Below are 12,487 nucleotides of genomic sequence, written 5' to 3' on the forward strand. Positions count from 1 at the left end.
TGCAGGGGCGTCGCCAAGAGGCCCAAGGCACCAGGTTTTGATCCTGGCATTCGCAGGTTCGAATCCTGCCGCCCCTGCCACCGCCATGATCGATCCGCGATCGGGGATTTGCAGAAGCAGCGATCGCGCCGCTTTTCCGGATCACCAGTCGCGAGCCAATCACGGTTCCCCCCCACCGCAACGGTCAGAGCGCAGCGGAGTCAGCACCATGAAGAACAACGAGGACGGCGACCTGCTGATCTTTTCCGGCAACGCCAACCGGCCGCTGGCCCAGGCGGTTTGCCGCGAACTGGGCGTGCGCCAGGGCAAGGCGCTGGTGTCGACGTTCTCCGACGGCGAGGTCCAGGTCGAGATCGAGGAGAACGTGCGCCGGCAGGACGTGTTCGTGCTGCAGTCCACCTGCGCGCCCACGGCCGAGCACTTCATGGAGTTGCTGGTCCTGATCGACGCGCTCAAGCGCGCATCGGCCAGCAGCGTCACCGCGGTGGTGCCGTACTTCGGCTACGCCCGCCAGGACCGGCGCATGCGCTCGTCCCGGGTGCCGATCACGGCCAAGGTCGCGGCGAAGATGTTCACCGCGGCCGGCGCCGACCAGATGCTGACCGTGGACCTGCACGCCGACCAGATCCAGGGCTTCTTCGACATCCCGGTCGACAACGTCTACGCCTCGCCGCTGCTGCTGGCCGACATCTGGCGCGCGCACGGCACCGACAACCTGATCGTGGTCTCGCCGGACGTCGGCGGCGTGGTGCGCGCCCGGGCCATCGCCAAGCGCCTGGACGACGCGGACCTCGCGATCATCGACAAGCGCCGCCCGAAGGCCAACGTGGCCACGGTGATGAACATCATCGGCGACGTCGCCGGCAAGACCTGCGTGCTGGTCGACGACATCGTCGACACCGCAGGCACCCTGTGCGCGGCGGCGGCGGCGCTCAAGGCGCAGGGCGCGACCAAGGTGGTCGCGTACTGCACCCATCCGGTGCTGTCGGGCGCGGCGATCGACAACGTCACCCGGTCGCAGCTCGACGAACTGGTGGTCACCGACACGATCCCGCTGTCGGAAGCGGCCAGGCAATGCCCCCGGATCCGCCAGCTCAGCGTCGCCGAGTTGCTGGCCGAAACGATCCGCCGGATCGCGTTCGGCGAGTCGGTGAGTTCGCTGTACGTGGATTGATTCAGGGCCGGGATGCGTGATTGGGGATTGGGGATTCGAAGCATCGAGCCTCCAGTCCCGATTCCCGATCCCGGGAACGACAGCTCGCCTGGTCGCGGGTGAGCTTCACAACCGCCGCGAGGCGGTCAACAACAAGCAAAGCGAGTAAACGAAATGTCCGATCAGAAACTCACGGCAACCGGCCGCAAGGACGAGGGGAAGGGTGCGAGCCGCCGCCTGCGTCGTGCGGGCCGCATTCCGGCCATCATCTACGGCGGCAGCGCCGAGCCGCAGAGCATCCAGCTCGAGCAGGAAAAGACCTGGGTCGCCAGCCAGAAGGAATGGTTCTATTCCTCGATCATCGACCTGGACGTCGAGGGCAAGGTCGAGAAGGTGCTGCTGCGTGACATGCAGCGCCATCCGTACAAGCAGATCATCATGCACCTGGACTTCCAGCGCGTGAACCAGAACGAGGCGATCCGCATGTCGGTGCCGCTGCACTTCGTCAACGGCGACACCTCGCCGGCCGGCAAGGCCGCCGACGTCGTGATCATGCACGAGCTGACCGAAGTCGCGATCGCCTGCCTGCCGGGCGACCTGCCGTTGAACATCGAGGTCGACCTGTCGACCCTCGCGCTCGGCGACACGATCCACCTGTCGAACCTGGTGCTGCCCAAGGGCGTCGAGATCCCGCAGCTCAAGCTGGGTTCCGACCATGACGTGGCCGTGGTCGTGGCCCGCCATGGCCGCGTCGAGGCCGAAGAAACCGCCGAGGGCGACGAAGCCGCCGCCGAGGCGCCGAAGGCCGAGAGCAAGGACGCGTCGGAAGGCGAAGAGAAGTAGTCGCAGCGCCCGCTGCACCCGCCACGGTGCAGCGGGCGATTGGAATGGAAGGCTTGCGACTCATCGTCGGGCTGGGCAATCCCGGCCCCGAACATGCACGGACCCGGCACAACGCCGGGTTCCGTTTTGTCGACGTGCTCGCGGACAAGGCGGGCGAACGCTTCAAGGTGGATGCCAAGCTGTTCGGCGAGACGGCCAAGGTCGACGTCGACGGCCGCAGCGTCTGGTTGCTCAAGCCGGCGACCTTCATGAACCTCAGCGGCAAGTCGGTGCTGGCGGCGATGCGGTTCTGGAAGATCGAGCCGGAGCAAACGCTGCTGGCGCACGACGAACTCGACCTGCCGCCCGGCGTGGCGCGGCTGAAGTTTGACGGTGGCCACGGCGGCCAGAACGGCCTGCGCGACACGATGCGCCTGCTCGGGCACGGCAAGTTCCATCGCCTGCGCATCGGCATCGGCCATCCCGGCCACAAGGACAAGGTCACCCCGTGGGTGCTGGGGCGCGCGAGCGCCGGTGACGACATCGAAATCGCAAGGGCGATCGACGATGCGCTCGACGTGCTGCCACTGGCGGTGCGGGGCGATTTCAATGAGGCGATGAAGCGGCTGCATACGAGCAGGGATTAGGGATTGGGGATTCGGGATTTGGAAAGCGCCTGCTTTCCGAATCCCGAATCCCGAATTCCAGACCCCGGATCCACATGGGCATCAAATGCGGCATCGTCGGCCTGCCGAACGTCGGCAAGTCGACCCTCTTCAACGCGCTGACCAAGGCGGGCATCGCCGCGGCCAACTTCCCGTTCTGCACCATCGAGCCGAACGTCGGCGTCGTGCCCGTGCCCGATCCGCGCCTCAATGCGCTGGCCGAGATCGTCAAGCCGCAGAAGGTGCTGCCGACCGCGGTCGAGTTCGTCGACATCGCCGGTCTGGTCGCCGGCGCGGCCAGCGGCGAGGGCCTGGGCAACAAGTTCCTCGCCCACATCCGCGAGGTCGACGCGATCACCCACGTGGTGCGCTGCTTCGAGAACGACGACGTCATCCACGTCAACAACAAGGTCGACCCGATCGCCGACATCGAGACGATCGACACCGAGCTGGCGCTCGCCGACCTCGATTCGGTCGACAAGGCGCTGCAGCGCGCCGAACGCTCGGCCAAGACGGGCGACAAGGACGCGAAGGCGCGGGTGGAAGTGCTGGCGCGTGTGCGCGCCGCGCTCGATGCCGGCACTCCGGCGCGTGCGCTGGCGCTGTCCGACGAGGACCACGCCCAGCTGCGCGACCTGTTCCTGCTGACGCTCAAGCCGGTGATGTACGTCGCCAACGTGCTCGAGGACGGCTTCGACGACAACCCGCACCTGGACGCAGTGCGCGCGCGCGCGGCGGGCGAGGGCGCCGAAGTGGTGCCGGTGTCGGCGGCGATCGAGGAAGAGTTCTCGCAGCTCGACGACGCCGATCGCGACGAGTTCCTGGCCAGCATCGGTCTCGAGGAGCCGGGCCTGAACCGCGTGATCCGCGCGGCCTACAAGCTGCTAGGGCTGCAGACCTATTTCACCGCGGGCGTGAAGGAAGTGCGGGCGTGGACGGTCAAGGGCGGCTCGACCGCGCCGCAGGCCGCCGGCGTCATCCACACCGACTTCGAGAAGGGCTTCATCCGCGCCGAGACCATCGGCTACGACGACTTCATCAAGTACCGCGGCGAAGCCGGCGCGCGCGACGCCGGGCGCCTGCGCCTGGAAGGCAAGGAATACCGCGTGCAGGAAGGCGACGTGCTGCATTTCCGCTTCAACGTCTGACTTCCCGATACACGGTCGGCATCACGGGGCCCCGCATTGCGGGGCCTTGTCGTGACGCGGCCTAGGAATCCAGTGGGCAAGCCAGCGCGCGCGCAGCTGCAGGATGCTGGATGGAAAGCGGGGCCGTCGTGCCCGGCCGCAGGCTTTGCCGAGTGCCGGCATCCCCGGAAACAACAGGGCCCGCCGGTGGCGGGCCCTGCCGATGCCGCGAAGCAATCGGTCGCTTACAGAGGCTCGCCGCCCAGCTTCCAGGTGATCTGCACGTAGTAGCTGCGGCCCATGCTGTCGAACCACGAAGTGTCGTAGTACGGATAGTTGGCCCAAGTGGGATCGTTCGGCGGCATCTTGTCGAGCAGGTTGTTGATCGACAGCGACACGCGCAGGTGGTCGGTGATGTCGTAGCGCGCGCCTGCGTTGAAGCGCCAGGTGGCCGGCGTCCACGCGTCGTTGTCGTAGTTGGCCACTCGCCCAAGGTAGGTGCCGAACAGGCTGGTGCCCCAGGCGCCGTTGTCCCAGCTCACGCCGACGTTGCCCTTGCTGCGGGGCAGGGTGGTGGAGCTGAAGCTGACGTCCAGCATGTCCTCGGTCGGGTCGCCCGGATATTGCCGGCGGGTGTGCTCGTGGGCCCAGTTGTAGTTCGCGTTGAAGTCGAAGTTGCCGGCGCTGGCCGTCCGCAACCGGTAGTTGGCGGTCACGTCGATGCCCGAGGTTTCCTCGTTGGCGATGTTGATCGGGGCGAAGTGGACGCTGGTGATGGTGCTCAGGGGGTCGGTCGGATCCTCGCGGATGACGCGGGCCAGCGCGTCCACGCAGGTCGGCGACGTGATGTCGACCGGCGTGCCATCGTTGGTGACGCCGAGCCGGCAGTTGGCCTCGTCGACCCGCAGCCGTTCCCGGCTTTGCGCCTGGACCTGGTTGGAAATGCTGATCTTGTAGTAGTCCACCGCCAGGTCGAAATCGGCGGTCGGCGACCAGACGAAGCCCGCGGTGAACGACTTGCTGGTTTCCACGTCCAGCTGCATGTTGCCGGCGTAAACGTCGAACGTGTTCGCGTCCCAGGTGCCGTCGTCATAGCAGTCGCCGTCGCTGAAATCCGGCTCGTCGGTGCGGCACTGGTAATAGTCCGTCGACAGCGTGCGGTAGTAATCCGCACCCGCGAACAGGTAGTGCATGTCGGGAGCGCGGAACCCGGTGCCGTATGAGCCGCGCACCAGCAGCGTGTCGACCGGACGCCATTCCAGGCCGGCGCTGTAGGTGAACTTGCCCGGCGCCTGGTTGCCGTAGCTGTAGCGGTCGTAGCGGCCGGCCACGCTGGCCTGCAGCGAGGACAACAGCGGCAGGCGCAGTTCACCCGCCGCGCTCCAGCGGTCGCGGCTGCCGCTGCCGTCGCCATAGCGTGGGCCGTAATAGGCGTCGGCCGTGAGCGCGAGCGGATCGGGGTTGATGCGATAGGACTGCTCGCCGTACTCGATCGCGCCGGCGAAGCCGACGTCGCCGGCCGGCATCGAGAACAGGACGGGCGTGTTGGCGGTGAAGCTGACGTTGTTGTTCTTGGCCACCGGATGCCAGGTCGACATCACGCCGAAGCTGGCGAATTCGGCGGGCGTCAGCGGCGTGAACAGGCGTGTCGGGTCGGGCCGGTAGATCGCGTAGCCATCGTCGTCGTAACCCAGCCGTTCGCCCAGGAAGAATCGGTTGGCGACGTCGGCCTTGATGCGCGGCATCTTCACCACCGCCTTGTACTCGGAGTGGTTGTAGGACGCTTCCCAGTCCCAGTTCTCGCCGAATGCACCATTGAAGCCGGTCGTCACCGCCAGCGTCTTCTGCTCGGTGCTGTTCATCCGGTTTTCCAGCCCGCCCACTTCCTCCGGCGCGAACTGGCGCGACCAGATCTCGTAATGGCCGGTGTTGGCGTTGTAGAAGATCTTGTCGTTGTTGTCGGTCGAGGCGGGGTCGTGGAACTCCCAGGCCATGTGGTCGCTGGTTACGTCGTTGCCGTTGGTGCCGGTGAGCAGCTTGACCTTCTGCCGTCCGAACTGCACGTCCGCGAACCAGGACAAGGCATCGGAGAAACGGTATTCGAGCGAACCGTAGACGTTGGCGCCCTTGCGCTCGTTCTGGATCGTGCGATACGCGATGGCGCGCTCGCTGCCGCAGTACGGTTCGCCGAAGCGGTCGTCGGCCAACACCGTGGTGCCTTCGTTCAGGCCCGCCAGCGCCGCGCATCCGTCGGCGGGCGCGATGTTGACATCGTCGTCCCAGTCGTAGAGCTGGGCGATCATGCGGGGCAGCCGGCGGCGCGATGTCGGCGCGTCGAGCGTCGAGTCCTGCACGCTGCGGTCGGTGCCCCACAGCGGCTGCTTGTCCAGCAGCTCCACCCCGACGATGCCGCTGAAGGCGTCGCGTTCGAAGCCGCTGGTGAGCGTCAGCCGGTGGGATTCACCGCCGCCGCGCTCGGTGTCGCCGTAGCGGTAATCGATGATGGTGCCGTCGGTGGACTTCTTGAGGATGAAGTTGATCACGCCGGCCATGGCGTCGGAGCCGTAGACGGCCGATGCGCTGCCCGTCAGCACTTCGACGCGGTCGATCATCCCCAGCGGGATGTTGCCGATGTCGGTGAAGTTGCTGCGGCTGTTCAGTGGCAGCGGGAAGTCGGCGATGCGGCGGCCGTTGATCAGCACCAGGGTGTGGTTGGGGCCAAGGCCGCGCAGGTCGACGGCCTGGGAGCCGGGCGTGGACTGCGCGTTGGTGGTGTTCTGCTGGCCGTAAACGCTGCCGCTGTTCTGGCTCAGCGAGCGCAGCAAGTCCGGGACGGAGGTCAGGCCGGCGGCCTGGATCTCTTCGGCCGTGATCTGGGTGATCGGCGCCGGCCCTTCGATCTGGGCGCGCGGGATGCGCGAGCCGGTGACCTGGATCGTCTGCAGCTCGGTCGTTTCCGGTACCGGCGCCGGTGCTGCTTCGGGCGGCGGGGGCGTGGCAGGGCGGGACGAGGCCGGGCGCGGTGCCGCCTGCGCGTGCTGTTCGCCCTTGACGATCACCACCGCGCCCGACGCATCGCGCCTGGGCACGTATCCGGTGTCCTGCAGCAGCCGGTCCAGCGCCGCGTCGGCCGGCAGGTTGCCCTGCACCCCGCGGGTGCGCGCGCCGCGCAGCTGGTCGGCGCGATAGATCAGCTGCGCGCCCGACTGCCTGGCCAGGCTGTCCAGCGCGGTGACCAGGTCGCTGGCGGGAATGTTGATGGGACGCGCAGGTTCGGCTTGCGCGTAGGCGGACATCGCAAGCAGGCAGGCTGCGGCGATCGGAAGCATGCGGACTCGACTGGACAAAGGACCCCTCCCCGGATGATGCGGGCGATGCCCGCTACTCCCCTTACGTGACGAACGAACGACTCAAATCCCACCTGCCCCGCCGCAGCGCCCGCAGGCGCCCGGCATGGCCTAGCGGTCGTGCAGCACGATGGCCTTGTCGCCGTATTCGGCGCGCACCGGGAATCCCTGTTCCAGCAGTCGGACGAAGGCCTCGGCGTTGGACCAGCGGAAACTGCCGCCGACCCGCAGCGCGCCGACCGACGGCGCACCGATGACGATCTTGCGGGCGTTGTAGCGGTTGAACTCGGCGGCCGCGGCGGCCAGCGACGTGTCGTGGAAGGCGAGGAAGCCCTCGCGCCAGCTCAGCGCCTGCCTGGCCTGTTCGACGGTGCCCGACTGCACCACGACGCCGTGCGGTCCGGCCAGCGCCACGCTGCCGGCCGGCAGCAGCAGGCTGGGCTGGCGCCGGCCGTCGGCGCCGGGTTCGGATTCCAGCCGCACCAGACCTTCGGTCACCACGACCCGCATGCCGTCGGTGTCGCGGCGCACCGCGAAGCGGGTCCCGACCGCGATCGCCTGGTGGCCGGCCGCGGCGACGATGAACGGCCGCTTCGCATCCTTGGCGGCGTGGAAGAACGCCTCGCCGCGCTGCAGGTCGATGTGGCGCTCGCGCCGCGAGAGCGCGACGACGATGCGGCTGTCGCTGCTCAGCGTGGCCTCGGAGCCGTCCGCCAGCGCGGCCGTCTCCAGGGCGCCGACCGCGGTGCCGTAGGCCACCGGCTGCACGGCGGGCGAATGCAGGCCCCAGCCGAACAGCAGCGAGATGCCGACGGCCGCCATCGCGGCGACGGCGGCGAGGCGAGGCAGACGCCGCGGGCGGGATTGAGGCTTCAGTCGCCTCGGCGCGAATACCAGCGCCGCCGCATCGACCGGTTGCCGTCGGACCGCGCCTGCTGGCGCACCAGGATCGAGCCACCGCGTCGTCGCGCATGTGGAACGATCCGGCGGACCGCCCGCCGACGAGGGCGCCGCCCATCGCCCGGCCGCGGGCACCTGGCCCGCGGGCAGGCCGGCGCCGAGCGCCTTGAGACGGCCGCTTTCATGCCAGGCCGCCCGCAAGCGCAGCCATGCCACGCGGTGCGCGGTGGAGGCGGCCAGCCAGTCGTCCAGTTCGTCCTGGTCGCGCGCGGCCCAGCCGCCGGCGTCGCGCCGGGCCAGCCATGCGGCGGCCGCGCGTTCAATCCGGATGCTGCTGTCCATGTCCTGCTCCATCGCCGACCTCCGCGGCGGGCCGCGTGGCCCGACGATCCTCTCCATTGCCATAGAAGTAGCCGGCCATCAGCCGGACTCCCTTGGCGACCTGTTTCTCCACCGTCTTCTCGCTGATGCCGAGCCGGGCGGCGACCTCCTTCTGCGGCAATTCCTCGACCCGGCGCAGCCACATCACCTCGCGGCAGCGCGGGGGCAGCCGGTCGAACGCCGCGGCCAGCCTGTGCAGGGTCTGGTGCGCGTCCAGCCGCCGTTCCGGGGACACCTCGTCTATCAAGACGTTCAAGGCGTCCAGATCACCCACCGGTTCGATCGAAACCACCCGCCCGCGACGCAGTCGGTCCGTGATCAGGTGGCGGGCGGTGGTGAACAGGAAGGCGCGCGGCGTGGTCGGGCGACACTTGCCGGCCGCCTCGTAGACCCGCACGTAGGCTTCCTGGCGCAGGTCGTGGATCTCGGCGCGATCGGGCCAGGCCCGAAGCAGGAACGACACCAGCGCGCCCTCGTGGACGAGGATCTCGCGTGCGAACCAGTCGTCCAGGGAATCGTCCATCGCGTCACGTTATCGTCATTCGCAGCGATGCGGCAGTGGCCTGCGAGCCCTTGCCCCCGGGTAGGGAAAGGCCCTGGCCGCTCGTCTTCTCTTTCTTGACGACCGCCATTGCCACACGGATCGACTGCATGCACCTGTTCGCGAAGTTGTCCGCTTCCCTGAGCCGCGCGCCGTCGCGGCTGCTTGCCGGCGTGGTCCTGGCCGCGTGCCTGCTGCCGGGGGTCGTGGCTGCGGCGACGGCCGGGCCGCCGGTACCGGCACCGGTCGCCGAGGGCGATGGCTACCGCTACTACACGATCGGTGACCTGGCCATGGCCACGCCGGACCCCGTGGAGCCGGGGTTGATGCTGGTCGGCGGCGGCGAATGGCCGCACGAGGCCGTGCGCTGGATGATCGAGCGTGCCGGCCATGGCCATATCGTGGTCCTGCGCGCGTCCGGCGCGGCCGAGGCGCAGGACGAGTTCTACAGCGAGATCGGCGGTGTCGCTTCGGCGCAGACCTTCGTCTTCAGCGACCGCAAGGCCGCCAGCGACCCGGCGGTGCTCGCGACCCTCGAGGCGGCGGACGGCATCTTCATCGCCGGCGGCGACCAGGCCAATTACGTGCGCTACTGGAAGGGCACGCCGCTCAACGACGTCCTCGACCGCCACGTGCAAGACGGCAAGCCGCTGGGCGGCACCAGTGCGGGCCTGGCGATCCTCGGCGCCTGGAGCTACGGCGCGATGGACGGCGGCAGCATCACCTCCGAGGTGGCGCTGCGCGACCCGCTCGGCCCGGGCATGACCCTGGTCGGCGATTTCCTGCACTTGCCGTTGCTGCGGGACGTCATCACCGACAGCCATTTCGCCAAGCGCGACCGCCTGGGTCGCCTGGTAGCCTTCGTCGCCAGACTGCGCAGCGAGGGCGTTGCCGATGTCGCCGGGCTCGGGATCGACGAAAGTGCGGCGCTGTGCATCGATGGCGACGGGATCTCCAGGCTGTATCCCGGCGTGCAGGACGGCTTCGCCTGGCTGGTGCAGCCGACGCAGCCGCCGGGGCGGGTCGAGCCCGGCCAGCCGCTGGAGTTGGATGCGGTGCGGGTCATCGGCATCGGCGCGGGCAGCCGCCTGCGGCTGCCGGGTCTGGAGGTCCAGGCACCCGCGTTCGAAAAGATCGCCACCGCAAGCCAGGGCAAGCTGGTGCTGCGCGAAGCCACTCCGGCCGCGCGCGCGGCCACTCGCTAGAATCGTTCGACTTCTTCCGCTCCGGGATTCCCACATGAATGCGTTGCGTCCGCTGTGTGCCGCCCTCCTGCTGCTGGCCGCCGTTCCGGCGTTCGCCGCCGAAAGCCCCGCCACCATGCTGGTGATCCACGGCGGCGCCGGGCTTGAGCGCAACGGCACCAGCGAGGCCGACGAGGCCGGGATGCGCGCCGCGATCACCGAGGCGCTGCGCAAGGGCCACGAGCAGCTCGCCGCGGGCAAGCCGGCGCTGGACGCGGTCACCGCCGCGATCACCGTGCTCGAGGACAACCCGCTGTTCAACGCCGGCAAGGGAGCGGTGTTCACCCACGACGGCCGCAACGAGCTGGACGCCTCGCTGATGGATGGCGCCACCCGCATGGCCGGCGCAGTTGCCGGCGTGCACCACGTCAGGAACCCGATCCTGCTGGCCCGCGAGGTCATGCAGCACTCGCCGCACGTGATGATGGCCGGCGACGGCGCGGAGAAGTTCGCCAAGGAGCGGGGCGTCGAACTGGTCGATCCGTCCTACTTCCGCACCGAGCGGCGCTGGCAGCAGCTCCAGCGCGCGCTGAAGGAAGACGCCGCAGGCCAGGCCCATGCCGAACCGGAGGTTGCCAGGCATTTCGGCACCGTCGGCGCACTGGCGCTGGATGCGAAGGGCAGCCTGGCGGCCGGCACGTCGACCGGCGGGATGACCGACAAGCGCTACGGCCGCATCGGCGATTCCCCGATCATCGGTGCCGGCACCTACGCCAATGCGCAGTGCGCCGTGTCCGGGACCGGCTGGGGCGAGTTCTACATCCGTGTCTCCGCGGCGCATGAGATCTGCGCGCGCATGGCCTACCTGAAGGAAACCCCGGCCCAGGCGGGCGCGGCGGTGATCAACCAGGAGATCCCGGCCATGGGCGGCGACGGCGGCGCCATCGTGCTGGCGGCCAACGGCCAGGTCGGGATGCCGTTCAACACCGAAGGCATGGCGCGCGGCTGGATCGGCGCCGACGGCGTGCCCCACGTGGCGCTGTATTCGGACGAATCACTGGCGCTTCCGGGCGAAGGCGCCGTCGCGCCCTGAGAAACCGGCGACCGATCTCGGCCGAAGCCGCCCCGGGAACCGCCGGAACGCTCGGCCCGGCAAAGAAAGATGATGTCCACCGTTGACATGAAATCCGGCCCACGTCAAAATCGCGGGCTGTTTCATGGGTTTGCACAAAAGACCGGAGGGATACCCAAGCGGCCAACGGGGGCAGACTGTAAATCTGCTGGCTTACGCCTTCGGTGGTTCGAATCCACCTCCCTCCACCACCCGGTTCCGCATGTCGCGGGAGTAGTTCAACGGTAGAACCTCAGCCTTCCAAGCTGATGGTGCGGGTTCGATTCCCGTCTCCCGCTCCACTGCTGCTCTTCCATTGATATCCCTGCGACACGCACACAGTTTCATCGCTCACGTAGCTCAGTCGGTAGAGCACCTCCTTGGTAAGGAGGAGGTCGATGGTTCGATTCCATTCGTGAGCACCACATGCGCGGAAGCCTCCGCGAGAGTCCGGCCAACCCCGGCCGAACTTCCACAACAGCAATACACACATCTACGTCAGCGAGATTGAAATCATGGCCAAGGGTAAGTTCGAGCGCACCAAGCCCCACGTGAACGTGGGCACGATCGGTCACGTGGACCACGGGAAGACGACGCTGACGGCGGCGCTGACGAAGATTGGCGCGGAACGGTTTGGCGGCGAGTTCAAGGCGTACGACGCGATCGACAAGGCGCCGGAAGAGAAGGCGCGCGGGATCACGATTTCGACCTCGCACGTGGAATACGAAAGCCCGACGCGCCACTACGCGCACGTCGACTGCCCGGGCCACGCCGACTACGTGAAGAACATGATCACCGGTGCGGCGCAGATGGACGGCGCGATCCTGGTGTGCTCGGCGGCCGACGGCCCGATGCCGCAGACGCGCGAGCACATCCTGCTGGCGCGCCAGGTCGGCGTGCCGTACATCGTGGTCTACCTGAACAAGGCGGACATGGTGGACGACGCCGAGCTGATGGAGCTGGTGGAGATGGAGGTGCGCGAGTTGCTCTCCAAGTACGAGTTCCCGGGCGACGACACGCCGATCATCAAGGGTTCGGCGCTCAAGGCGCTGGAAGGCGACCAGTCGGAGATCGGCGTGCCGTCGATCCTGCAGCTGGTGGAAGCGCTGGACAGCTGGATCCCGGAGCCGGAGCGCGACATCGACAAGCCGTTCCTGATGCCGGTCGAGGACGTGTTCTCGATCTCGGGCCGCGGCACGGTGGTGACCGGGCGCATCGAGCGCGGGATCATCAAGGTGGGCGACGAAATCGAGATC

The 12,487-nt window shown here is 68.2% G+C and carries 10 protein-coding genes and 4 tRNA genes; 11 read left to right on the top strand and 3 right to left on the bottom strand.

What is annotated here, in order from left to right; all coding sequences use genetic code 11:
- Nucleotides 1-3 precede the first annotated feature (3 nt).
- The 5 genes from ACFOM9_RS06980 to ychF all read left to right on the top strand — a co-directional run bounded on the left by ACFOM9_RS06980 (nucleotide 4) and on the right by ychF (nucleotide 3,788).
- Nucleotides 4-80: transfer RNA gene (locus tag ACFOM9_RS06980), tRNA-Gln, on the top strand.
- Nucleotides 81-208: 128 nt separating this feature from the next.
- Nucleotides 209-1,174 (top strand): ribose-phosphate diphosphokinase, encoded by a 966-nt coding sequence (locus ACFOM9_RS06985; protein ID WP_386708099.1) that lies wholly within the window; start codon nucleotides 209-211, stop codon nucleotides 1,172-1,174.
- Between the two features lie 153 nt (nucleotides 1,175-1,327).
- Nucleotides 1,328-1,996 (top strand): 50S ribosomal protein L25/general stress protein Ctc, encoded by a 669-nt coding sequence (locus ACFOM9_RS06990; RefSeq protein WP_386708102.1) that lies wholly within the window; start codon nucleotides 1,328-1,330, stop codon nucleotides 1,994-1,996.
- Nucleotides 1,997-2,040: 44 nt separating this feature from the next.
- Nucleotides 2,041-2,622, top strand: coding sequence for an aminoacyl-tRNA hydrolase (gene pth / locus ACFOM9_RS06995; protein ID WP_386708105.1), 582 nt, complete (start codon nucleotides 2,041-2,043; stop codon nucleotides 2,620-2,622).
- 74 nt (nucleotides 2,623-2,696) lie between these two features.
- A complete protein-coding gene (gene ychF / locus ACFOM9_RS07000; RefSeq protein ID WP_386708108.1) occupies nucleotides 2,697-3,788 on the top strand; it encodes a redox-regulated ATPase YchF in 1,092 nt (363 codons plus the stop codon).
- Between the two features lie 224 nt (nucleotides 3,789-4,012).
- On the opposite strand, the gene ACFOM9_RS07005 is transcribed toward ychF, so the two are convergent.
- The 3 genes from ACFOM9_RS07005 to ACFOM9_RS07015 form a co-directional block, all read right to left on the bottom strand.
- On the bottom strand, nucleotides 4,013-7,096 hold the full coding sequence (locus ACFOM9_RS07005) for a TonB-dependent receptor domain-containing protein (protein WP_386708112.1): 3,084 nt from the start codon (nucleotides 7,094-7,096) through the stop codon (nucleotides 4,013-4,015).
- 129 nt (nucleotides 7,097-7,225) lie between these two features.
- Nucleotides 7,226-8,356, bottom strand: coding sequence for a FecR family protein (locus ACFOM9_RS07010; protein WP_386708115.1), 1,131 nt, complete (start codon nucleotides 8,354-8,356; stop codon nucleotides 7,226-7,228).
- Entirely contained in the window at nucleotides 8,334-8,918 is a 585-nt protein-coding gene (locus ACFOM9_RS07015) for an RNA polymerase sigma factor (protein WP_386708118.1), read from the bottom strand. Before ACFOM9_RS07015 ends, ACFOM9_RS07010 begins: the two co-directional genes overlap by 23 nt.
- 128 nt (nucleotides 8,919-9,046) lie before the next feature.
- Between ACFOM9_RS07015 and ACFOM9_RS07020 the strand changes: the two genes are divergently transcribed.
- From ACFOM9_RS07020 to ACFOM9_RS07045, 6 genes are all read left to right on the top strand, one after another.
- Nucleotides 9,047-10,141, top strand: a complete 1,095-nt coding sequence (locus ACFOM9_RS07020) for a cyanophycinase (RefSeq protein ID WP_386708121.1) — start codon at nucleotides 9,047-9,049, stop codon at nucleotides 10,139-10,141.
- Nucleotides 10,142-10,175: 34 nt separating this feature from the next.
- A complete protein-coding gene (locus ACFOM9_RS07025) occupies nucleotides 10,176-11,213 on the top strand; it encodes an isoaspartyl peptidase/L-asparaginase family protein (RefSeq protein WP_386708124.1) in 1,038 nt (345 codons plus the stop codon).
- Between the two features lie 144 nt (nucleotides 11,214-11,357).
- A tRNA-Tyr gene (locus tag ACFOM9_RS07030) sits at nucleotides 11,358-11,443 on the top strand.
- A 16-nt stretch (nucleotides 11,444-11,459) separates the two neighbouring features.
- Nucleotides 11,460-11,533: transfer RNA gene (locus ACFOM9_RS07035), tRNA-Gly, on the top strand.
- Between the two features lie 47 nt (nucleotides 11,534-11,580).
- Nucleotides 11,581-11,656 (top strand) — tRNA-Thr (locus tag ACFOM9_RS07040).
- Between the two features lie 90 nt (nucleotides 11,657-11,746).
- A partial coding sequence (locus ACFOM9_RS07045) for an elongation factor Tu (protein ID WP_386708127.1) occupies nucleotides 11,747-12,487 on the top strand: 741 nt, incomplete at its 3' end.

The organism is Luteimonas notoginsengisoli, from assembly GCF_042648885.1.
GTDB classification, from domain to species: Bacteria; Pseudomonadota; Gammaproteobacteria; order Xanthomonadales; family Xanthomonadaceae; genus Luteimonas; species Luteimonas notoginsengisoli.